Raw genomic sequence first — 22,319 nt, 5'->3', positions numbered from 1 at the left:
GTTAATTGAAGAATAAGAGAACTTGTATCTAAAGAAAGGGAGGGTTAAGGGATGGATAAGACTTTAAAGAAAGACGCTTTTAAAGAACTCACTACATATACTGAAAAAGTACAAAGAAATATAAAAGCATCAGGTTCTGCTGTGGTTATTATAAAAGATAATAAAATAGTGCTCGAATGGTACTCGGGGGAGCATCATTTTGAGCAAGGGGCAAAAAAGATAAATTATGATTCGAGATTCAATGTTTATTCTGTTAGAGTTACTTATGTTGGACTCGCAATTGCAATAGCTATAAATGAAGGTTTATTAAGCTTGGATGATAATTTAAGTGAATATTTAGATGAATATAATAAAGAAACTCTTGGAGAGACAACGATTAGACATCTATTAACAAGGTGTACTGGTCTGAAATTTGAAAATAGTAAAGTTTATCGTGCCTTTGATTTAGGAACTGATATTGAGGGGAAGAAACCAGAAATATTGGCAAAAATCTTATACAAAGCTACTGGCAAAACAGTAAACGACATCCTCTCAAAGAAAGTGTTTAAGCCTTTACATTGGACAAACACTGGGTGGGTAATTGAAGGAAGTAACAATTTAGTTTGTGATATAGATTCGTCTAAGAGTTATCCTACATTGAGAATAGGTTCAAATTTAGGTGATGAAAGAAATCTATATGTAAGTGCCAGAGAATTAGCATATTGGGGAAATTTACATTTAAACAAAGGAGTATTTGAAGGTAAATCAATACTTCCACAGGAGATATTTGAACTAACTACTTCTGTTCAAAGCCCTAATTCATTTCCCCGTCCACTTCCAAAGTTCGGTTTTTTATGGTGGGTTAAGGATGGAGATGTGTCTGTTACTTACAATGAATTAGGTTCAGAATTACCAGATGGTTCTTATCAAATACTTGGAGCATCAGGCTGTTCCTGTACTGTTATTCCCGAATATAATACTGTGGCTGTTAGAATGTCCAATAGTTTAAATGCATCCGAGAACTTAGGTTTCGATTATATTAAAGATATACAAATGTTTGGGAACCTGGTAATTTCAAGTCTGAAAAATTCATAGTGTAGTGTTTCTGAGTTCTAATCAGTAGCCATTCATTGGCAGATTCCATATTCCACTAACGGGGTGCTAACGGAATAAGAAGATATTAAAATAAACCCCCAGACCCTTAGTTCCGGAGGTTTAACTGCTAAATACATTGTTATTTAACTGCTATTTCTGCTGTGAAATTGGATGACAATTTGTTTTTATTTCCTAAACGGACCCCCTGAAATTGATCGCCACTTCCTTTTACGTGCTATTCAATCCCCTTATCATCCTTCATCAACTTCTTCATATCGATCATAAGCATCCGGTCCATCGGATAGGTGGTCGTATAACGATATTTATCAGCACCTGATTCAAATACGACGTAGAGCTCTTTTTGTACTTCCACGATCCCCTCAGGCATCGGAATGGCTTCTATGCTCTGACGCGGTTTTGCCGTGTGGCCATCAAGGAACCAGAGAGGTACTTGCTTTCCATCAATGGTTACATGGGCATGAGGGTCTTCTTTTAACGGGTATTCATAGCGGTACAGTACGCTGTCGTTGGCTCTTCCGTAGGAGGTACTGAGAGTGACGCCATTCCTTGCCGCCTTCTGCATGATCGCTCCCTGGACTTTTCCTGTCGTAGAGAGAACGTAATCCGGCACGGCATAGTGGTCAGGCGAGCCATTCCACTGCTCTTCACTAAGCATGTCGTTGTTCCGTTCCAAATCAAATCCGATCATCCAGGCGTAATGCATTTCCCCATCCCGGTTCTCGATATGATGAGAGGGATCGGTCGGGTAGGCGTTTGCCTCATAGAATTCCCCGACCCAGAGGATGCCTTCATCATATACGGTATAAGCGGCTTCGACCGGTAATGGAATCTGTCTTGTGAACTGGATTTCTCCGTTATTTTCTGCCTGTACCAGGTCGCTTAAATTGAAACTGAATAAGTGATTCTCGGATGCCACCCAGCCGTGATCACGACTGACGGTGACTCCGCCTGCATGACCGGTATACGGTGTGCCGTCCGTATTGTAAAGAACAACGGATTTCACCAATTCTCCAGTTGTACGATCTGTTACGGTAATGGTACCCGGCCGAATCCCATCATCGACGTAGCTGACGGTAAGCAGCCAATCTTTTTTTGCATAATAGGTCAATCCTTGAGGCACGAGCCCTTGAGAAAGTCCAGCGATCACCGGTCCGTCGGAACTGATATCCCATAAACCTTGGTAGGCGGGATCTTTTTCATGTTCCCACCGTTCCAGCTGGGTGATGATCTGGTGTTCCGGCGTTACGAGTACAGGCGCTGATTTCTCCGATACGTTTCCTGATGTATCCTCGGCGCTTACTTGTAACGAGTACGTTTGATTCCCGACCAATGTATAGAGTGTAAATTCAGTCTCGGATGGATCTACGGAGTATTCAAGTTCGCCATCTTTGTAAATGTGATAACGGTATAGATCGGATTCAGTTGAAGCGTCCCAGGTTAAAACGGCTTCCCCGTTGCCCGCAGTTGCCTCAAGGTTGGTCGGTGAATGCGGTGGTTCTTCATCTGACACGGGACGATCCGGTGCTTGATTTTCAACAACCCATCCTGGTGTCGGATATTGGCCAGTTGCCAATTTTTCCATGGTCCGGGTATTATCTTTTGGATAGGTATAAGTGACGGTTTGTTTTAGAGAAACGTCCTCTCCAGAGTATTCAGCTCTGACGACTTCGAGTCCATCAGGGTCATAAACGGTCAGGGTATTACCGCCGTTGACCAGGCCGGCGATATCACCGAGGACGATCGTATCCTCTTCCTGAAGATACTTGCTACTGTACGAATAGAAATAGTTATAGTTGAATGCTTCAAGGGAGATAGGGCTGATGGCTGTATTTCTAGTCCAAATCACCACTGTATCCCAAGGCTCCAGTATGTGAGTTTCCCCGAATTCTTCATCCCAGTTATAGGAGGCGAATCGATACCCCTTCAGATCGATCGGGTCCGGACTGTTGTTATAAAGCTCAAAATATTCGAAGGCATCATAGCCTGCATAGTTATCGGTGTTCGGAATCAATTCGGTGATCAGCAGGTCGGGTGTCGGTACGTTTTCTGTCGGTCCTGTGACGAGGGGTGCTGTAGCTTCCGATTCGTTTCCGACTTGATCGAGTGCCGTAACTTCGAAAGAGTACTCCCTGTTCAATTCCAGAGGGGAGATAATCAAACTCTTCTTGTCAGGGGCGACTGTACCGTAAAGTGTTCCATTAATGTAGACGCGGTAACCTGCAAGATCACGTTCTGTATTGGCGTTCCACAATAACTTGACATGATCACTGCCTGGAGTTGCTTTCAGTCCGGTTGGGGTAGCAGGGGCTTCACTGTCCACGACTTCCTGTGGGACAACCCGGACTTCCTTTGTTGCCGGGGATTCGTTTCCTTCCGAGTCCACAGCCGTCACACGAAAGGTGTATGCCTGCCCGTTTTCCAATCCATCCATGATCGAAGTGGTCGTATCTGTAGAAGTGGTCGTTCCATCAGGATGGTAGATCGTATAGGAGACTGCACCTTCTGAAGCTTCCCACTCAAGGGTGACCGATTGGTTGGCGGGAGTTGCAGTCAGGTTGGTTGGTGTCGCAGGACCTGCCACTTGTTCAGGCAGCAGGAGGGCAGGAGTCGGTTGTTCGTCGTTTCTGAGCTTCTCCATTGCCGCTGAGCTGGTTGCCTGGTAAATAATACTCCGGTTTGTGATGCCATCAACTACCCCATCATTGATGAGGGCAGTATTGAGAATATTATCCTCCGCATCCGCAATCCCTACCTGGCGAAGGCTGCTGTCATGCAGTCCCTGACCGGAAGTCGTCAGTTTGATTTCGTATACGTCATCGGGAGTGAGATACATGTCGTAGTTGGAGTTAAAGTCCCACAGCGGTACATCAGGATAAGCGAATTTCTTTAACCAGAGGACCAGGGATTCTTTCGGCTGGATGGTTTTGTCGTCGATGGGCCATCGGTTGGCCGGGCTTGAGAAGTTACTTGTAAAGTATTGGAGTTGATAATCTTGTAGATTAATTGCTTCTGAGGTGGTGTTATAGATTTCGACGTACTCATAGGGCTGACCGGTGTCTGCGGATTTGGTGACGATTTCCGTGATGACAAGAGGCGGGTTGGTCTCTTTTGCATTTGCGCTGTGACCATGAAGCAATAAAAGTCCTGCTATTCCTAAAGCAAGAAGGACGGCTATACGGGTGATAGATCTGTTTTTCAACTTCATTTCCTCCTTTTAAAATGGTATTTATGTATAAATGAAAAGAACCCCATGGCAATGGAGTGCACGATCATCGTACACACGAATTGACACAGGGTTCTCCTCATCTCTACCCGCTATATAATCTCACTAACTCAATCATACAATGAGCGCATAAGGGTGGCAATGGCCATTCGGGAAAATTTAGAATTTTTAGATATATCATTGAAATGAAGGATAGATTGGTGTATGATAAAAGGAATAGTAAGAAGAATGAAGCTTGGTAGGAAGAGGAGAAGAGATCACCTATGAAGCGAACTGTATGGTTTTTTCACTATGGAGTGGAGAAATCAGGCATTCGCTTTGTGGCGCGATCTCTTTTTCATTTAAGGAGGATGGCGAGATGACGCAGTACATGAATGAAGCAACGGAATTTTTCTGGCAGCATGATATCTATTTTCGGATACTGGTGAGTGCTGTATTAGGGTTCATCATCGGCTGGGACAGGACATCGAAAAATAAACCGGCGGGGTTAAAAACGTATACGTATGTATCAGTGGCCTGTACATTGATCACGATCGTCTCCATCGAAGGGGCGGAGATGCTCAGTCAACCGGACAGCGGAAAAGTGATGGACCCGTTTCGTCTGGCGGCGCAGATCGTATCCGGGCTCGGATTCCTAGGTGCAGGCGTGATACTGAAAGATGGATTACGAGTGAAAGGACTGACTTCAGCGGCGATGATTTTTTACGTGGGGGGAATCGGGATTGGTATCGGAGCCGGGTTTTATTCCATTGTCATCTTCGCAACACTCGTAACCTTCATCATTACGAAGATAGGAAACTTCTTTGAAGAGCGGGAGATCACATCGGTTCCTCTACCATGGGCCCGGAAAAAAAGTAAGACAGAAGAGGAAGAAGAAAAAGTAGGAACATAAATAGAGTTGGAGCTCAACTTTCCAGTGGTTGAGCTCTTTTTTTGGTTAAACATCCAGATTCCAGAGCTTCGGATCCCCTGAAGAAATGGCGAGGGCACCCGCTCTTAGTCCGTTCAGAATATCTTCCTTATTACTGATCAGGCCACCAGCGATGATGGGCAGCGTAGTCATGGTCGTCAGTTTATCAATGATGGACGGCATGAGACCAGGAAGGACTTCAATCGCATCCGGCTTGCAGTTCTGTGCGATATCAATTCCTTTGGCAAGGGCATTACGGTCGATAAGAAAAAGGCGCTGGATCGTCATCAAACCTTCTTCCTTTGCATATTTGATCAGGTTGCTCCTTGTTGTGATGATTCCAGCGGGCTTCCAGATTTCTGCTATGTATTTAATGGCACTTTTCGTATTGGACAATCCATCGATGAAATCAATATGTATGAACGTGGTTTTACCTGCTTCCTTCAGCTTTTTCAAATACCCATCCATGGTAATCAGATTGCCGGTTAGGATGAACACGATGTTGGCGTTTGACTGCATAGCCTTTTCCAAGTCTTTTTCTTCCTTAATGGAAGCGATGACTTGGGATTGGACGATGTCGATAATGTTTGGTTTCATGTTTTTGGCCCCTTTTAATAGTCTGAATATTTTTTCTTTTAGTATAGCATAATTGTTTTGGGGGTTGAGAGGTGTAACCTTGGCTTTCTTGTAAACTACTATTGTGCACGATGAAGTAAAGTATTAGGGAAGAATCTAAGCGATTTACTTGAAAAGCGTAAAATACTCAACAACTAATTGAAGACTGGTTCAAGTGCCCAATTTCCGTAATGTAATTTACTTAAAAACAGGATTGACAAACCAATTCAAATCCTTTACCATTACCCTAATGCTTAAACGCATCATAACATTAATTTAATAAAGCGATATCTTCTTATCCAGAGAGGTGGAGGGACTGGCCCTGCGATACCTCGGCAACGGGTTCTTACGAATACCGTGCCAATTCCATCAAGTCAATTGACTTGAAAGATGAGAAGAGCGGGACATATACATACTTTTGTGCCTCTCTTCTTATGAAGGGGGGCACTTTTTTATTTGAGCCATGATCGTCAACAAGAAGTATACATAGCGAAAGGAGCAAGTCTTATATGATTAGAGTTCAGAATGTTACGAAAGTATTCGAGACGAAGGATGGCCCATTCACCGCTTTGAAGAATATTTCCTTCGAAGTGAAGAAGGGAGAGATTTATGGTGTGATCGGATTCAGCGGAGCGGGAAAAAGCACGCTTGTCCGCTGTCTCAATTTTTTAGAGAAACCATCATCGGGTGATATTTTCATAGAGGGGCGCAGCCTGAAAGATCAGTCGGCCATCGATCTGAGGCAGGAGCGGCACCGCATCGGGATGATCTTTCAGCACTTCAATCTGTTTCAATCCCGGACGGTGGCAGGGAATATCGCCTATCCTCTGAAACTTGCAAAATGGCCAAAAGAAAAAATCAGCGAGAGAGTAAAGGAATTGCTCGCGTTTGTCGGACTTGAAGATAAAGCGAAGCATTACCCGGATCAACTGTCAGGAGGGCAGAAGCAAAGGGTGGGGATAGCAAGAGCCCTGGCGACGTCGCCTTCGATTCTACTCTGCGATGAAGCCACATCCGCACTTGATCCTCAGACGACGGAATCGATTTTGAATTTATTAAAGAGAATCAACGCGGAGTATGGCATTACGATTGTGATGATCACTCACGAAATGGGGGTCATCCGGGAAATCTGTGATAAGGTCGCGGTCATGGAAAATGGAGAAATCGTTGAAGAGGGAAGCGTCTTCGATATCTTCTCCAACCCGCAGACCCCGACGACGAGAAATTTTGTGAAGAGTGTCATGAATGATCAGCTGCCGGCATCGGTTCTCGACAAATTGAATGACAGTAAAGAAGGGCGCATCTGCCGCCTCATTTTCAAGGGGGATTCGACGGGCACGCCGGTCCTTTCCGAAACGGCAAAGAAATTCGATGCCCACATTAATGTATTGTTCGGCCAGATCACGGAACTCCAGGGCAAGCCGTTCGGGAATCTCATCGTACAGATCATCGGCAGTAAGAACGAAACAGAAGAGATCCTGGATTATTGGAAGAACATATTATTCGTAAGCGAGGTGGAGAAACGTGCAAGTTAATTGGGAATTATTTTGGCCAAGAATTATAGAAGCGACATGGGATACCGTGGCGATGGTGTCATTCTCCCTTCTATTTGCAACGTTGATTGGGCTTCCCCTCGGCATCATCGTCGTTGTCACGCGGAAGGGGCACTTACTTGAAAATAAAGTCGTCTTTTCCGTATTGAGCAGCATCATCAACGTATTTCGTTCGATCCCGTTCATCATCTTGATGGTGGCCATCATCCCCTTTACAAGATTGGTAGTGGGCACATCGATCGGAACGGCGGCAGCCGTGGTACCGCTTGTCGTATTTGCAGCACCGTATATTGCAAGACTGGTAGAGAGCTCGCTCCTTGAAGTGGAACCGGGTGTCATTGAAGCGGCGGAGTCCATGGGGGCAGGGCCGTGGCAGATCATCTTCGGGATCCTCATTCCGGAAGCACTGAGTACACTGGTCCTGAATATTACGATCGCGACCATCGGACTCGTCGGAGCATCGGCCATGGCCGGGGCAGTCGGAGGCGGTGGACTCGGGGACCTCGCCATTGCTTACGGATATCAGCGATTTGAAACATCCGTCATGATCGTGACCGTCATCATTTTAATCGTGATGGTGCAGGGACTGCAGACAGCAGGGAATACATTATCAAAAATCATCAGGAGACGTTAGGAGAGAGGAATATGAAAAAATCAATCAGCCTGGCAAGTATCGCCATTCTATTAATCACCCTTATATTGAGCGGCTGCTCGGGAGACAGTGCATCCGGCTCAGGTGAAAAAGAAGTCGTTAAAGTCGGAGTGAATGGATCTGGGGTGCCGATTTGGGAGTATATGAAGGAGAAAGCAGCGAAGGAAGGGATTGAAATCGAGATTGTGGAGTTTGCCGATTACGTGAGACCGAACCAGGCGCTGGCCGATGGGGATATCGACCTGAACGCCTTCCAGACGATTTCGTATTTTGATTCATTCGTTGAAGAACATAATCTGGACCTTGTACCGATCGGCTCGACGATCATCGCGCCGATGGGAATCTATTCGGAAAAATATAAATCGGTAGAAGACTTACCGAAAGGCAGTAAAGTAGCCGTTCCTCAAGAGGCAACGAACCTTGGCCGCGCCCTTCTCCTATTGGAGGAAGCAGGTTTGATACAACTGAAAGAAGGATTTGATCAGTCACAGGGTCTCGAAGCCATTAAAGAAAACCCGAAAAACCTTGAATTCACACCGGTCGTCGCTGCCCAGACACCGAGGGTACTCCCGGATGTTGCGGCATCGATCATCAATAATGGCGTGGCTGTTGAAGCAGGGTTCGTACCGGTTGATGACAGCATCTATATCGAAGGGGCGGAGTCTAAGCCGTTCATCAATATCATCGCAGCGCAGGAAAAAGATAAAGACAATAAGACCTATAAAAAGATTGTTGATCTCTACCAGGAAGATGACGTAGCGGAACATATCAAGAAAACATATAAAGATTCCCTGATCCCGACATTCGTGCCGGTCAGTGAATTGCATTAGGAGGGAAAAGAGATGAGTCAACCAGCAGCGATTGCCCATCGTAAGAACAACATCCTCTCGGCAGTGGATCAACTGGCTGTGAAACTCGTGTCGACCAGCCATCAGATCCACGACAATCCTGAAATCGGTAACGAAGAGTTCTTTGCTTCAGAGACCTTGACCACCCTCCTTGCAGCCAACGGATTCTCCATTGAACGGGGAGTGGCGGGCCATGAGACTTCCTTTGTGGCACGCAAACATTCAGGAAAAGAAGGGCCGGTCATCGGCTACCTGGCTGAATATGACGCCCTGCCTGGACTCGGTCACGCCTGTGGTCACAATATCATCGGGACGGCAAGCTGCGGGGCGGCCATCGCCCTGTCGTCCGTACTCGATGAAACAGGAGGGGAAGTGGTGGTGTTCGGGACTCCTGCCGAGGAAGGCGGCCCGAACGGAAGTGCGAAGGGCAGTTTTGTAAAGGCAGGCTTGTTCGAAGGAGTGGACGCCTGCATGATGGTTCATCCGTTCAACAGGACAACGCAGACAGGGAAAACCCTTGCGGTGGACCCCCTTGATTTCGAATTCAAAGGAAGGTCTGCCCATGCGGCAGCTTCCCCTGAAGACGGCATCAATGCCCTCGACGGTGTGATCCAGCTGTTCAACGGCATTAACGCCCTTCGCCAGCACGTGACCGATGATGTCCGGATCCACGGCATCATCACCCACGGCGGGGACGCGCCCAACATCGTCCCTGACTATGCAAAAGCCCGCTTCTATATACGCGCTGCAACCAGGGAAGCGTGCAATGAAGTCACGAAGAAAGTGAAAGCGATCGCTGAGGGATCGGCACTTGCCACAGGGACGGAACTGAATGTCATCAAAATCCAAAATGAAGTCGATCACTTTCAGCTCAACCGCCGTTTCGATCAAGTATTCCAGCGCTCCATCGAGTCACTGGGGGAATACTTCGACGATACAGAACGAAAGGGACTCGGTTCCTCCGATGCCGGTAACGTCAGCCGGGTGGTCCCGACCATCCACCCCTACATCAAAATCGGCCCCGAATCCCTCGTCGTCCACACGAACGAATTCAGGGAAGCGGCTAAATCCATCGAGGGTGACCGTGCCCTTGTGATCGGGGCAAAGGCACTTGCGCTCACGGGATATGAACTGCTGACGGATAAGCAGCTTTTAGAGGGAATATGGAAAGAGTTCGGTACAAGTAAATAAAGATGAAAAGACAGCCAAATCAGGGCTGTCTTTTTTGTGTGAAAGATATGCGGTGTTTCATGGAGAATGTTCCAATGTTTAACAAAAACACTAGAAGGATATTGAATAAATGAGAGATTGTATCGTAGAAACCCAAGAAAGGAGAATAACATTGGAGCATATTGGGGTCAGACCCTCGGCACGATGAAGCATTAATGAACCGGGGGTCTGACCCTATTCTTCCTAATCCCGTTTACAATTTGCTAACAGCGTAAGAAACGAACTATATTTTACACGAAAGGATCGTTACTATTGACTCTAAACAAAAAGTCGTTTCTCGTAATAGGTTTCATTCTTGTGGGATTTACCATACTGATTTTTGTTTATAATATAGTAAATCAATCACCAAAAAAAGTAGTAACCAATATCATGGAGGATGTCCAGGAAAACAAGGAAGTCGAAGAAATCTCAAATGAGAATCAAAAAAAACTTCAATACTTTTTTGAGTATTCCAAAGAGCGAAATTTAGAGAATCCAAATTTAATTGTAAGTGATTTTCCTAGTAGACCCAATATTGTTACAGTAACGATCGAAATCATTCAAAACGATAAAAAAAAGGGTATAAAAGCAATTTATGAAGGTCGTGCTGACTTTTATTTAAAGAAACAAGGTCTTAAATGGGAGGTAGAGAAAATACAAGTTACTCCCTACAAAAAAGAAAGGTAACTTTAGAACTGGATCTTTAAATCAGAACGGAACAGTCATTTCGCCGACCATCTTTACGTATCTTAGTCCATATTCAGTATAGAGGACTTCTAAGGATAATAGTTCACTCACATGTTTACTAATTCTAAGACAAAGAAAAAGACTCGTCACTTGAAGAGTCTTTTTTTTACTGGCTACCATTTATGGGTTCAAATGGTATATCATGATAGACTGATATATAGCTATTGCTCTTTATAGATTCCAAAACTTTGGATCGCCTGCTGATATAACAGGTACACTAGCTCTTAGTTCATGAATTCAAAATTTCATCCTTTGAACTGGTCAATAAGTTTTAGGATTAAACTATTGCAACCGGTTACAAATATGTGTTATTTTATGTGTAACCGGTTACACATAAACCAACCAAACGAACAGGAAGTGACGCACGTGGCAACAATTAAGGATGTGGCGAGTGAAGCGGGGGTGTCGGTGGCGACGGTCTCCAGGGTGCTGAATGATAACGGCTATGTAGGAGTCGAGACGAGGAAGAAAGTGATGGGGGCGATCGAGAAGCTGAATTATAGCCCGAACGAGGTGGCGCGCTCCCTCTATAAACGGGAGTCGAGGCTGATCGGACTGCTGCTTCCGGATATCACGAACCCGTACTTCCCGCAGCTGGCGAGAGGGGTCGAGGATGAAGTGAGTGAGGCAGGGTTCAGGCTCCTCCTTGGTAACAGTGACGAGAACATCCAGAAGGAACTGGATTATATCCAGACCTTCGTTCAGAACAATGTCGTCGGGATGATTTCCGCTACCAATCATGTGGAGCATGATCAGCTGTATAGTGAATTGAATCTCCCACTCGTCCTCCTTGACCGGACCACGGACAACTATCCGGCTGTCTATGCGGACGGCCGCAAAGGAGGGCGCCTGGCGGCAAAGACCCTGGTTGAAAAAGGGGCGAAGCGGATCACCGTCATGAAGGGACCGGCACACGTCAAGCCGGCACAGGACCGATTCCGTGGAGCCGTCGAGTACCTAAGCGGGACGGACGTCGACTTCACCGTGATGAGTACGACCTCGTTCTCCTTTGAAGACGCAAAGGGCTGGGCGGAGGAATTGTTCGCCGACTACCCTGATACGGACGGGGTCATCGCGAGCAATGATATCGTCGGGATCGCGATTCTCCATGAGGCCTTGAGGCTCGGGAAGAAGATCCCGGAAGACGTACAGATCATCGGCTATGATGACATCCCCCAGAGCAGCCTTTCCTATCCGGCGCTCTCGACGATCAGGCAGCCGGCTTACGAAATGGGCAGGCAGGCCGCGGCACTTCTGATTAAACTGATAAAAAAAGAACAAGACATCGATACAACGGTTCAGCTTCCGGTTGAACTCATACAGAGAAACACAACACGAAAGGGATGAAGGAAGATGAAAAAAGCGAAGATTGCCGTGATTGGCAGCTCATCCATGGATCTGGTGGTCACATCAGCGAAACGCCCCGGTGCAGGGGAAACGGTACTGGGCGACAGCTTTGACACGGTGCCCGGTGGGAAAGGAGCCAACCAGGCCGTTGCAGCAGCAAGGCTTGGGGCTGACGTGTACATGATCGGATGCGTAGGCGACGATCCTTACGGCCAAGAGATTTTGGAAAACTTCAAGAGCAACGGTGTTCATACCGAATATGTGGAACCGGTTACAGGTGAGAAATCCGGAACCGCTCATATCATCCTCGCTGAAGGGGACAACAGCATTGTCGTCGTCAAAGGGGCCAATGATCTTGTGACTCCTGAGTACGTCGAGAAAACAGCAGATTTCCTCAAAACATGCGATCTCATCATGATCCAGCAGGAAATCCCAGAGGAAACCGTTGAGTACGTGGCAGACCTGTGCAACAAGATTGAAGTCCCACTGCTACTGAACCCGGCTCCGGCACGGAAGATTTCACAAAAAGTCATCGATGGAGCCAGATATCTGACACCGAATGAACATGAAGCAGATGTACTCTTTAACGGAATGAATCCGTCAGAAGCACTGAAACAATATCCTGACAAAGTCATCATCACCGAAGGAGCAGCCGGAGTCCGCTACCATGATGGAACAAAGGAAATCATGGTTCCTTCCTTTAAAGTCGAAGTCGTTGATACGACTGGAGCAGGCGATACCTTCAACGCCGCATTCGGAACGGCAGTTGCTGAAGGACAAACAATGGAAGAAAGCCTCCGATTCGCAAACCGCGCCGCATCCCTTTCCGTGACTGGATTCGGGGCACAGGGCGGAATGCCGACAAGAGACGAAGTGGAAAGGAAGCTGGCAGAATGAAACGACATGGCATCTTGAACAGTCACATTGCAAAAATACTAGCCGATTTCGGTCACACTGATACGATCGTCGTGGCCGATGCCGGTCTCCCGATTCCGTCAGACGTCGTGAAAATCGACCTGGCATTGAAACCGGGAGAGCCGTCCTTCCTTGACGTAGTCGAGCTGTTGAAGGAAGAAATGGTCGTCGAATCTGTCACACTTGCAGAAGAAGTAGAAACAAATAAAGGGGTCCACGAGCAAATGACCTCATGGTTTCATGGGATCCAGTATGTATCCCATGAAGACTTCAAGAACGAAACCCATAAGGCGAAGGCCGTCATCCGCACGGGGGAAGTCACTCCGTACGCGAATTGCATCCTTCACGCGGGAGTCATTTTTTAAAACAAAGGGGGTAGTAGCATGCAGATCAGCATGAAGAATATCCATAAAGCATTTGGAACGAATCAGGTTCTAGAAGGCGTGGACATCGAGATCGGGGAAGGTGAAGTCCATGCCCTGATGGGAGAAAACGGTGCCGGAAAGTCGACCCTGATGAACATCCTGACGGGTCTTCATAAGAAGGATCAGGGAACAATCACCATCGACGGGAAGGACATGACTTTCGATAATCCGAAGCAGGCCGAGGAATTCGGCGTTGCCTTCATCCATCAGGAACTGAACGTCTGGCCGGAGATGACCGTCCTTGAGAATCTGTTCATCAATAAGGAACCGGTTACACAATTCGGTCTCATCAATACGAGAAAAATGAAAGCGGTTGCGAATGAGCAGTTTGAAAAGCTGAACATTTCCATCCCTCTCACAAAAGAAGCGGGACAGTGCTCGGTCGGTCAGCAGCAGATGATCGAAATTGCCAAAGCCCTTATGACGGATGCGAAAGTCATCATCATGGACGAGCCGACGGCGGCCTTGACGGACCGGGAAATCGAGACACTCTTCACCGTCATCCGTTCGTTAAAAAAAGCCGGCGTGTCGATTGTATACATCTCCCACCGGATGGAAGAGATCTTCACGATTTGTGACACGATCACAGTCATGCGGGACGGACGCACGGTGGATACGACACCGATCCCTGAAACCAACTTCGATGAGGTCGTGAAGAAAATGGTCGGACGTGAACTGACGGACCGCTTTCCAAAACGCCAGCCAAAGCCAGGCGAAACGATGCTTGAAGTCAGGAACCTGACGAAGAAGGGACTGTTTGAAAAAGTGAGCTTCGAAGTACGTTCAGGCGAAATCGTTGGGGTATCAGGATTGATGGGGGCAGGCCGAACAGAAATCATGCGCACCATCTTCGGACTCGACGGCCGTTATGAAGGTGAAATCCTGGTGAACGGGAAAACGGTCACCATTAAAACACCAGATCAAGCGGTGAAGCTCGGTCTTGGATTCATCACCGAGGATCGGAAGGATGAAGGACTCGTCCTCGACTTTTCCCTGAAGGATAATATCGCTCTTCCAAGCCTCTACAGCTTCACAAAGAAAGGCTTGATCAACGATAAAAGCGAGCAGGACTTTGTGGAAATGCTCATCAAACGGCTGACGATCAAAACTGAATCAGCCCGGACCCACGCAAAGAATCTGTCCGGCGGAAATCAGCAGAAAGTGGTCATCGCCAAATGGATCGGGATCGGTCCGAAAGTGCTCATCCTCGACGAACCAACAAGGGGAGTCGATGTCGGCGCGAAACGGGAAATCTATCAACTGATGAACGAGCTCACCGACCGGGGCGTCGCAATCGTGATGGTATCATCCGAGCTGCCGGAAGTACTCGGCATGAGCGACCGCATCCTCGTCGTCCATGAAGGGACCATCGCAGGAGAGCTATCAAAAGAAGACGCCACACAGGAAAAAATCATGACATTGGCGACAGGAGGTCACGCACATGAATAACGCACTCAAAACGAATCACGTCGGCAATCTGATGCAGAAGCTCGGTCCGCTACTCGGACTGTTTGTGCTGATTGCGACCGTATCCATCATCAACCCTAGTTTTCTAGAACCCTTGAACTTATTGAATCTATTACGACAGGTCGCGATCAACGCCCTGATTGCCTACGGGATGACCTTCGTCATTTTGACCGGAGGAATTGACTTATCCGTCGGCTCGATCCTCGCCTTATCCAGTGCCCTTATGGCAGGGATGATGGTATCGGGAATCGACCCGATCCTTGCGATCTTGATCGGCTGTATTCTCGGAGCCTCAATGGGAATGGTCAACGGATTATTGATCACAAAAGGAAAAATGGCACCATTCATCGCCACACTCGCAACGATGACGATGTTCCGCGGTTTGACGCTTGTGTACACAGACGGAAACCCAATCACAGGTCTTGGTGACAGCTATGCCTTCCAACTATTCGGAAGAGGATACTTCCTTGGAATCCCAGTACCTGCGGTCACGATGATCCTGACGTTCGCCATCCTATGGGTGATCCTGCACAAAACCCCGTTCGGCCGAAAAACGTATGCCATCGGTGGAAATGAAAAAGCAGCCCTCATCTCAGGGATCAAAGTACCACGCATCAAAGTGATGATCTACTCCCTGGCCGGCTTACTGGCAGCACTCGCAGGAGCGATCCTCACGTCACGCCTGAATTCAGCCCAGCCGACAGCAGGTACGTCCTATGAACTCGATGCCATCGCCGCCGTCGTCCTAGGCGGGACAAGCCTTTCAGGCGGACGCGGACTGATCGTCGGAACACTATTCGGTGCACTCATCATCGGAACGTTAAACAACGGTCTGAACCTGCTCGGCGTCTCATCCTTCTTCCAAATGGTCGTAAAGGGTGTCGTCATCATCATCGCCGTTCTCATCGACCGAAAGAAAGCAGCGTAGGAGGGATACTATGAAAAAAGCATGGTTACTACTAATCAGTCTATCACTCCTATTCCTAGGCGCCTGCTCCCTGCAGCCGCCGGAATGGGCGAAGCCAAATAAAAGCTCGAACCCTGAAGACATCAAAATCGGACTATCCGTTTCAACCCTAAATAACCCATTCTTCGTCTCCATGAAAAACGGGGTAGAAGATGAAGCAAAGAAACAAGGCATGGAAGTCGTCGTCGTCGATGCCCAGAACGACGCAGCCAAGCAAATCAATGACGTAGAAGACCTCATCCAGCAGGGAGTCAACGTCTTACTCATCAACCCGACGGATTCAGCGGCCATCTCTACTGCCGTACAATCCGCCAACAGCCTGGGTATTCCGGTCGTCACCCTTGACCGCTCAGCGGAAAAAGGAGACGTCGCCACACTCGTCAGCTCCGATAACGAAAAGGGCGGCGAAATGGCCGGAGAATACCTCGTCAAACAGCTTGGTGAAGGTGCCAAGGTTGCAGAACTCGAAGGAGTCCCTGGAGCATCTGCCACACGTGAGCGTGGAGCCGGATTTCACAACATCGCGGATGAAAAGCTAGATGTCGTGGCCAAACAGACGGCAAACTTCGATCGTACCGAGGGACTGAATACGATGGAGAACTTGATTCAAGGGAATCCAGACATCAAAGCCGTGTTTGCTCATAATGATGAAATGGCATTGGGAGCACTGCAGGCGATCCAGAGTTCCGGTCGTGACGTTCTCGTCGTTGGATTTGATGGAAATGAAGATGCTATGACTAGTATCCGTAATGGTAATCTTTCTGCGACGGTTGCTCAGCAGCCTGAGAAGATTGGTTCGTTGGCCGTGCAGGCTGGGGCTGATGTGTTGCGAGGGAAGAAAGTGAAAGAGAAGATTCCGGTTCCGTTAAAATTGGTGACGGAGGAGAATATAGAAGACTCTTCAGAATAAATTGTGGTGGTAAACCTCATTCGTGCATTTGTACGAATGAGGTTTTTTTCTTTGTTGATAAAAGGAGTGGAGAAACGAATTTAGCTTTTCTTGTTTGCGTTTGCTCCAAATGAGTTGGGGATCGCCCTGTTTTTCAGATGATTAAGCCAAAAGCATCTTTAAGATAACAAACCTGCTCTTCATTTTCTCCTCTACTTCTAGCGTTTAGCCTTCCTCTACTTAATAACAACATATTTTAAAAAGAAAATTTATCTAAGGGGTATCCTCTCCCAGCCAATCTTACTATATAAGGGTTGAATACAGATTGAATCAGGAGTGAATCAAATGAGTAGATGGAGAAATTTAAATAAATGGATATTTGATTTGAGTACATTTTATTACCTGTATCTGTGGATTCTGTTGAATGCCATGTATGAGGGCGGAGTTCAGTTAGGGTGTGTGGTGCTCGGTGAAGGGCATTATATTCGGTCCATTGGGAAGATTCGAGAGGACCTGTTTTTAAAAGTGAGAATGAGTACTTTTTGTAAGAGGTTGGAGTCGGAGAAGCATGAGTATGAAGATGTGTTTAAGTTTAAACCGATGAATGGTTTCGCTTGTGCGGATTATTTCTATTGGATGAGGATTTCTGTTAAAAGAGATGTAAGGATTCTGGGATCGACCAGCTTGATAATAAAGCTGATTCCGGATTGTCTTCGTGCGGCGAAAAGCATATGAATCGGGTGCGGAGAGAACCTGCAAACAGACTTAAGATCTTAGAGAAAGAATAGATACTAGAGAACACCACCAACATAGAGACGCTAAGGGTGTAGATAGGGTGGATGCGCTGATTGGACATTTGGTTATCAGGATGGATGTAATCATGATGTTTGAGTAGTTGATACGGAGGAGCTCTGGTTCGAACACTTGGAAGAGAGTATTTTCTACTAGGTGAAGAGGAGAGTTCAGGTCTATATATTTATCATTAGTTTGAAAGTGCGATTTTCCAGATTAATGCAAAAAATCAAGTTGGATCCATCCCCATTTAACCGGAGAAAAACCAAAAAAGCACTCTTGTACCAATCATCAAGATTTGAACAAAATTTCATTTTACCTCTCAATAAAATGGTTTGTCAACACGAAAGTTGTATTCTTATCAATAAAATGGTATGATTATTATCTGGTGATTTTTTACATTGAACGTTTAGTTATCCATCTTATTTATTCCGAAGGGAATTCAAACAGTTTTTGTGAGCTTTTTATGCAATAGTACCCGAGTGTTTATACAAGGAGGACTAATATATTGAATTTAATCAATAAGAAAGTTACACATGAGCGGTTTGGTATGGGAAGCATCGTGAATCATAATGATACGGTAGTTGAAATCCATTTCGCCTCGGAAAATAAAAAATTTGTTTACCCGGATGCATTTGGACAGCACTTGAAACTGCATGATAAAAGTGCTGCCAATTCACTTGAAAAAATTTTACACGAGCAGGAAATGGAACTCAAAGAGGAAGAAATGCAGAAAGAAGAGGAAAAGGCACGGCAAAGAAGAAACCAGGAGCTTCGAGTGGGGCATGAAAAAAGTATGAAAAATCATAAACTTCATCCCGAATCGCAGATGGTTTACAGGTGCGATACAGAAGAACAGAACAGCTCCTTTTCAGATTGGACGGTTTCCTCTGGTGAAATAAAAAGTGGTACGAATAAGGGTAAGCCAAACAAGCCCAGTCGCTTACACCAAAACAGTGCGGTCCTGCTGACAGCAGTCGATCCAGGCATGCCTGAAAAAGACAGACGGATCTTAGGTGTATATATGGTGAAGGATCATTTCATCGGTAAATTTTGTGAAGATGGAAATATTCCTGCCCATTCCCATTACAGACTCCAACTGACAGACGAGGAATCGAAGCAGATGCCTTTCTGGAAGTACTATGTCAATGAAAAATCCCCTCAACAAACGACATGGAACTCAGGCAAGTACCGATATTTCGATAATTCATGGATGGCTCAGATTCTGCGCGACATCGTTTTATTGAAAAGTGACACGGAGGAACAAGAGCTGGCACAACAATTTCTGGACCACTTCTCTAAGATGAATCAAATAGTAGAGAAGGAGTTAAAAGAACCAAATGGAGCATTATTGCGTGCTTAGATAAGAAAAGCGGGGGAACTGGCACATAAGGTGAGAGAGTGTTAGGTTCACTGCGAATAGTGTTAAACAGGGACAAGGCGGCCGCCTTGTCCCTTTTAGTGGTTTTTGGACACCTTATTTGGTGATATTGGGGTCAGACCCCGTTTTTACTCTCGCTAACTGGAAGCGGAGCAACTTGATCAAGATATAACTTCTTGAAATTTACTAATTTACTAATAACAACTATTTTTATGGTAAAATATAACTAAAATGTTCTGAGGGTGTTATATCATGAAAAACCCATTTTATATGACTCAAATTGCTTTATCAAAAAAAGTAGGGTGGTCAGAAGCCAATGGTGGATGGTGGATAAAATATTTTTCAGAGTTTATTCCAGTGAAGAAAGATGGCAGAAAGAAGTTTTTTAGTGATGAGTCATTTGATGTTTTATCTAAAATAAAATTCTTAAGCGAAAATGGTCTTACAAAGAACGAAATTTTGGAGATATTTAAAAAGAGTGGCATTCCAAAAACAGAACAAGAAACCACTGATTTAATAACAAACAATATATCTGTTAAGTATCATGACAAGGAAATTGCTAATTCTCTTCCTGCTCATAAGGAACTTTTAATTCCCTTATTAAATGTTCTTAGGGATAAAAAACCTTATACCACGACTATGATAAACGACGGAGTTATTGATCAACTTGGATTATCAGAGGAGCAATTAAACATCACCTATTCCGATGGTAAAGAGTTTATTTTTGCCAATAGAATGAGGTCAGCAAGATACTCACTCAAGAAAGAAGATTATATCGAAGAGGTAAGTAAATATACATATCAAATCACAGAAGAAGGTTTAGAACTTCTCCATGATAATTCTAAAGAAAAAGAAGATGAAATTGAGGAACTTGAAAAAGTTGTTGATCCTTTTGAAACCATTCAAGAGAAAGTTGAAGAAATTGAGTCCGATTTAATAAAAGATTTAATCGATCACCTTAAACAAGCCCATTGGCGAAGGTTAGAAACGATTGTCGTAGAGTTATTAACTTCAATGGGATATGGTGATGGGGAAGTTACTAAAAGGACCAATGATGGTGGTTTAGACGGCATTATCAAAGAAGACAAATTAGGCCTGGATAATATTTATGTTCAAGGAAAACGGTGGGAAAATACAGTAGGAAGTCCAGAAGTGATTGGATTCTCAGGGGCATTAGACGCTAAAGGTGCCAAAAAAGGAATTTTTATTACAACATCTAACTTTTCAAAGGCAGCAGAAGAATATGTTGAAAGATTGGTAGATGTTAAGAAAATTGTTCTCATTGATGGTAGGAAATTAGCTAAGTTGATGATCGAAAATAATATTGGGGTTGGTAACAAGAAAAAGTTTGTTGTGAAAGAAGTGGATTTTTCTTATTTTGAAGGAGAATGAATATTCTATAAAAAGTTATAAACAAAATATTAAAAAATCTTTAAAAAGAGGTCGTTGCGTTGAGGGAAGTTACTGATGTTTATAGCCTAATGAAAGAGTTAGAAAGAAGGAGTAAGATAATTAGAAGTTCAAGAATCGAAGCGTCAAAAAGATATAAGGAAGATGATAATTTTTACAGGTTCATCACGATATTTTACTCTATTATTGTTACTGTCGTCTCAATCAGATTTGCTTTTGGTTTGGATACTTTGAATCCAAGCGGTAATCAAAAGCTCTCGATTCTACTTTTAGTTATGTCAGTTTTTGTTACTCTATTTACGATGTATGTATCCATAAAAAATGCTGGAGAAAAAGTAGGTAGATTTCAATCTAACTATATGGAATTAACAAGATTACTTGCAGATATTCAACTTGCTAACACTTCGTATACGAGAGAGGGTGAGTCAGAGTTAGTAATAGTAAATGATGATTATAAGAAATTTTCAAATAGGTATGCTTCACTACTTACGCAATCTGACAACCATGATGATATTGATTATTGGAGAGCGGTAAAAAGAGAAGAAGAAGAAAACACTGAAAAAGTAAAAACTGCTGATGAGAAAATAAAGATCTTTAACAGATGGAAGTATCTAAAAAGAGTAATAGCATTTTTATCAGTACCTTTACTTTTAGTTCTCATATTTTTAATTGAGTTCTGTTTAAATAATTTTTGGTGAATGGAGGCTATTACTAAAAGCCTTATATAGATCCCTCGCGGTGAACTGTACTATAAGTAACGGCGAAATTTAGGAATTAATTTGGTGTAAGCGAATGTGGTTATTATTTGGAAGGGGTTATAATAAGTGCTAGGAAGAATCTACTACTCTTAAAAAGAGAATAATTTTGCAAAGTAGTATACCCTTATTTCTATTCTAGAAAAAAACTGCTGGTAAAATAATGCTAAAAAATTTTTTGTGAGGTGATTGAAATGGAAACAGTTCCCACCTTGAATTTGTCTCTTGACGAAATGCGGTTATTAGTTTTAGAAGCTTTTAAAACTGAAAATCAAACTCAATATTTGAGTGTTTGCCGTCTAGTTGCAAACATTGCTGTAAATAAAGGTTTTATAACAAACCTCTCAAAAGGAAGTTACAATTATGGAGGATCTTTTCAATTATCCTCTGTGGATCAAGATAAGGTAAGAGAAATAATATGGTATTTGGTTTTTGAAAGGGTTATTACAATCGGTATCAATGCTGATAATGCATCCTGGCCTTGGTTGAAGCTCACTGACTACGGTATAGAGGTTGTTAATTCTGAGGCTCCAATTCCTCATGATCCAAGTGGCTATTTAGAAAGAATAAAGTTATACATTCCTGAAATTGATCAAATAATCTTAACATATCTTGAAGAAAGCCTAAAGACATACAACATCGGTGCACTTCTTTCATCGACCATTACCCTAGGATGTGCTTCGGAAAGAGCCCTACTAATATTAATTGATGCATTTAGCAATTTCTTTCAAGAATCGGACAGAAAAGAAAAATTTATTAAAGAGACACAAGGAAAAGTAATCAAGCGGCAATTTGATCACTTTTATAAAAATCTAAATGGAGTTAAGGGAAAGTTACCGGGAGATATAACTGATGGTTTAGATACAATGCTATTAGGAATATTTGAAATGATACGAAATTATAGAAATGATGCTGGCCATCCAAGTGGTACGAAGGTGTCAAGAGACCAAGTATATGCAAATTTGCAAGTATTTATAGCTTATTGCAAAAAGATTTATCAACTAAAACACTACTTCACTCATAACAAAATATAAGTGCATAAATATAAAAGTGGAAATCAATTCTGCGGGTATAGTTTTGGTCCTATATGCTTTTATAGAGAAATTAGAGATAGTAGTC

20 protein-coding genes and 1 riboswitch are annotated in these 22,319 nt (G+C 44.5%); of the genes, 18 read left to right on the top strand and 2 right to left on the bottom strand.

Annotated features, from left to right (window positions below; translation table 11 throughout):
- Nucleotides 1–51 precede the first annotated feature (51 nt).
- Nucleotides 52–1,074, top strand: a complete 1,023-nt coding sequence (locus Q1B03_RS05915) for a serine hydrolase (RefSeq protein WP_299739177.1) — start codon at nucleotides 52–54, stop codon at nucleotides 1,072–1,074.
- Nucleotides 1,075–1,309: 235 nt separating this feature from the next.
- Here Q1B03_RS05915 and Q1B03_RS05910 read toward each other — a convergent pair whose 3' ends face one another.
- Complete coding sequence (locus tag Q1B03_RS05910; protein ID WP_299739175.1) at nucleotides 1,310–4,294, bottom strand: lamin tail domain-containing protein; 2,985 nt, start codon at nucleotides 4,292–4,294, stop codon at nucleotides 1,310–1,312.
- A gap of 382 nt (nucleotides 4,295–4,676) precedes the next feature.
- Between Q1B03_RS05910 and Q1B03_RS05905 the strand changes: the two genes are divergently transcribed.
- On the top strand, nucleotides 4,677–5,210 hold the full coding sequence (locus Q1B03_RS05905; RefSeq protein WP_299739173.1) for an MgtC/SapB family protein: 534 nt from the start codon (nucleotides 4,677–4,679) through the stop codon (nucleotides 5,208–5,210).
- A gap of 45 nt (nucleotides 5,211–5,255) precedes the next feature.
- Here Q1B03_RS05905 and Q1B03_RS05900 read toward each other — a convergent pair whose 3' ends face one another.
- A complete protein-coding gene (locus Q1B03_RS05900) occupies nucleotides 5,256–5,825 on the bottom strand; it encodes a glycerol-3-phosphate responsive antiterminator (protein WP_299739171.1) in 570 nt (189 codons plus the stop codon).
- A gap of 310 nt (nucleotides 5,826–6,135) precedes the next feature.
- A riboswitch (SAM riboswitch) is annotated at nucleotides 6,136–6,240 on the top strand.
- A gap of 112 nt (nucleotides 6,241–6,352) precedes the next feature.
- Here Q1B03_RS05900 and Q1B03_RS05895 point away from each other — a divergent pair.
- The 16 genes from Q1B03_RS05895 (at nucleotide 6,353) to Q1B03_RS05820 (ending at nucleotide 22,234) form a co-directional block, all read left to right on the top strand.
- Nucleotides 6,353–7,378 (top strand): methionine ABC transporter ATP-binding protein, encoded by a 1,026-nt coding sequence (locus Q1B03_RS05895; protein WP_299739169.1) that lies wholly within the window; start codon nucleotides 6,353–6,355, stop codon nucleotides 7,376–7,378.
- Nucleotides 7,368–8,030: a methionine ABC transporter permease gene (locus tag Q1B03_RS05890; RefSeq protein ID WP_299739167.1), complete on the top strand. Its 663-nt coding sequence runs from the start codon at nucleotides 7,368–7,370 to the stop codon at nucleotides 8,028–8,030. Before Q1B03_RS05895 ends, Q1B03_RS05890 begins: the two co-directional genes overlap by 11 nt.
- Nucleotides 8,031–8,041: 11 nt before the next feature.
- Nucleotides 8,042–8,878 carry a MetQ/NlpA family ABC transporter substrate-binding protein gene (locus tag Q1B03_RS05885; protein WP_299739165.1) on the top strand — a complete coding sequence of 279 codons (837 nt, stop codon included), beginning with the start codon at nucleotides 8,042–8,044 and terminating at the stop codon, nucleotides 8,876–8,878.
- A gap of 12 nt (nucleotides 8,879–8,890) precedes the next feature.
- Nucleotides 8,891–10,087, top strand: a complete 1,197-nt coding sequence (locus tag Q1B03_RS05880; RefSeq protein ID WP_299739163.1) for a M20 family metallopeptidase — start codon at nucleotides 8,891–8,893, stop codon at nucleotides 10,085–10,087.
- Between the two features lie 336 nt (nucleotides 10,088–10,423).
- Complete coding sequence (locus Q1B03_RS05875; protein WP_299739161.1) at nucleotides 10,424–10,792, top strand: hypothetical protein; 369 nt, start codon at nucleotides 10,424–10,426, stop codon at nucleotides 10,790–10,792.
- Between the two features lie 426 nt (nucleotides 10,793–11,218).
- Nucleotides 11,219–12,199, top strand: coding sequence for a LacI family DNA-binding transcriptional regulator (locus tag Q1B03_RS05870; RefSeq protein ID WP_299739159.1), 981 nt, complete (start codon nucleotides 11,219–11,221; stop codon nucleotides 12,197–12,199).
- A 6-nt stretch (nucleotides 12,200–12,205) separates the two neighbouring features.
- Nucleotides 12,206–13,096: a ribokinase gene (rbsK, locus tag Q1B03_RS05865; protein ID WP_299739157.1), complete on the top strand. Its 891-nt coding sequence runs from the start codon at nucleotides 12,206–12,208 to the stop codon at nucleotides 13,094–13,096.
- The gene (gene rbsD, locus Q1B03_RS05860) at nucleotides 13,093–13,479 is read left to right on the top strand and encodes a D-ribose pyranase (protein WP_299739155.1); all 387 of its coding nucleotides are present in this window, start codon (nucleotides 13,093–13,095) and stop codon (nucleotides 13,477–13,479) included. The genes rbsK and rbsD overlap by 4 nt, the downstream gene beginning before the upstream one ends.
- Before the next feature lie 18 nt (nucleotides 13,480–13,497).
- Nucleotides 13,498–14,988 carry a sugar ABC transporter ATP-binding protein gene (locus tag Q1B03_RS05855; RefSeq protein ID WP_299739153.1) on the top strand — a complete coding sequence of 497 codons (1,491 nt, stop codon included), beginning with the start codon at nucleotides 13,498–13,500 and terminating at the stop codon, nucleotides 14,986–14,988.
- Nucleotides 14,981–15,934 (top strand): ribose ABC transporter permease RbsC, encoded by a 954-nt coding sequence (rbsC, locus tag Q1B03_RS05850; protein WP_299739151.1) that lies wholly within the window; start codon nucleotides 14,981–14,983, stop codon nucleotides 15,932–15,934. Before Q1B03_RS05855 ends, rbsC begins: the two co-directional genes overlap by 8 nt.
- Before the next feature lie 10 nt (nucleotides 15,935–15,944).
- Nucleotides 15,945–16,883, top strand: a complete 939-nt coding sequence (rbsB, locus tag Q1B03_RS05845; RefSeq protein ID WP_299739149.1) for a ribose ABC transporter substrate-binding protein RbsB — start codon at nucleotides 15,945–15,947, stop codon at nucleotides 16,881–16,883.
- A gap of 324 nt (nucleotides 16,884–17,207) precedes the next feature.
- The gene (locus tag Q1B03_RS05840; RefSeq protein ID WP_299739147.1) at nucleotides 17,208–17,597 is read left to right on the top strand and encodes a hypothetical protein; all 390 of its coding nucleotides are present in this window, start codon (nucleotides 17,208–17,210) and stop codon (nucleotides 17,595–17,597) included.
- A gap of 565 nt (nucleotides 17,598–18,162) precedes the next feature.
- A complete protein-coding gene (locus Q1B03_RS05835; RefSeq protein ID WP_299739145.1) occupies nucleotides 18,163–19,017 on the top strand; it encodes a malate synthase in 855 nt (284 codons plus the stop codon).
- A 270-nt stretch (nucleotides 19,018–19,287) separates the two neighbouring features.
- Nucleotides 19,288–20,427: a restriction endonuclease gene (locus tag Q1B03_RS05830; protein ID WP_299739143.1), complete on the top strand. Its 1,140-nt coding sequence runs from the start codon at nucleotides 19,288–19,290 to the stop codon at nucleotides 20,425–20,427.
- A gap of 59 nt (nucleotides 20,428–20,486) precedes the next feature.
- On the top strand, nucleotides 20,487–21,143 hold the full coding sequence (locus Q1B03_RS05825; protein WP_299739141.1) for an SLATT domain-containing protein: 657 nt from the start codon (nucleotides 20,487–20,489) through the stop codon (nucleotides 21,141–21,143).
- A gap of 251 nt (nucleotides 21,144–21,394) precedes the next feature.
- Entirely contained in the window at nucleotides 21,395–22,234 is an 840-nt protein-coding gene (locus Q1B03_RS05820; RefSeq protein ID WP_299739139.1) for a hypothetical protein, read from the top strand.
- The last annotated feature ends 85 nt before the right edge of the window (nucleotides 22,235–22,319 follow it).

The sequence above is a fragment of the uncultured Rossellomorea sp. genome, assembly GCF_947488365.1.
GTDB lineage: Bacteria > Bacillota > Bacilli > Bacillales > Bacillaceae_B > Rossellomorea.
This window is presented reverse-complemented; position numbering and strand designations above follow the sequence as displayed.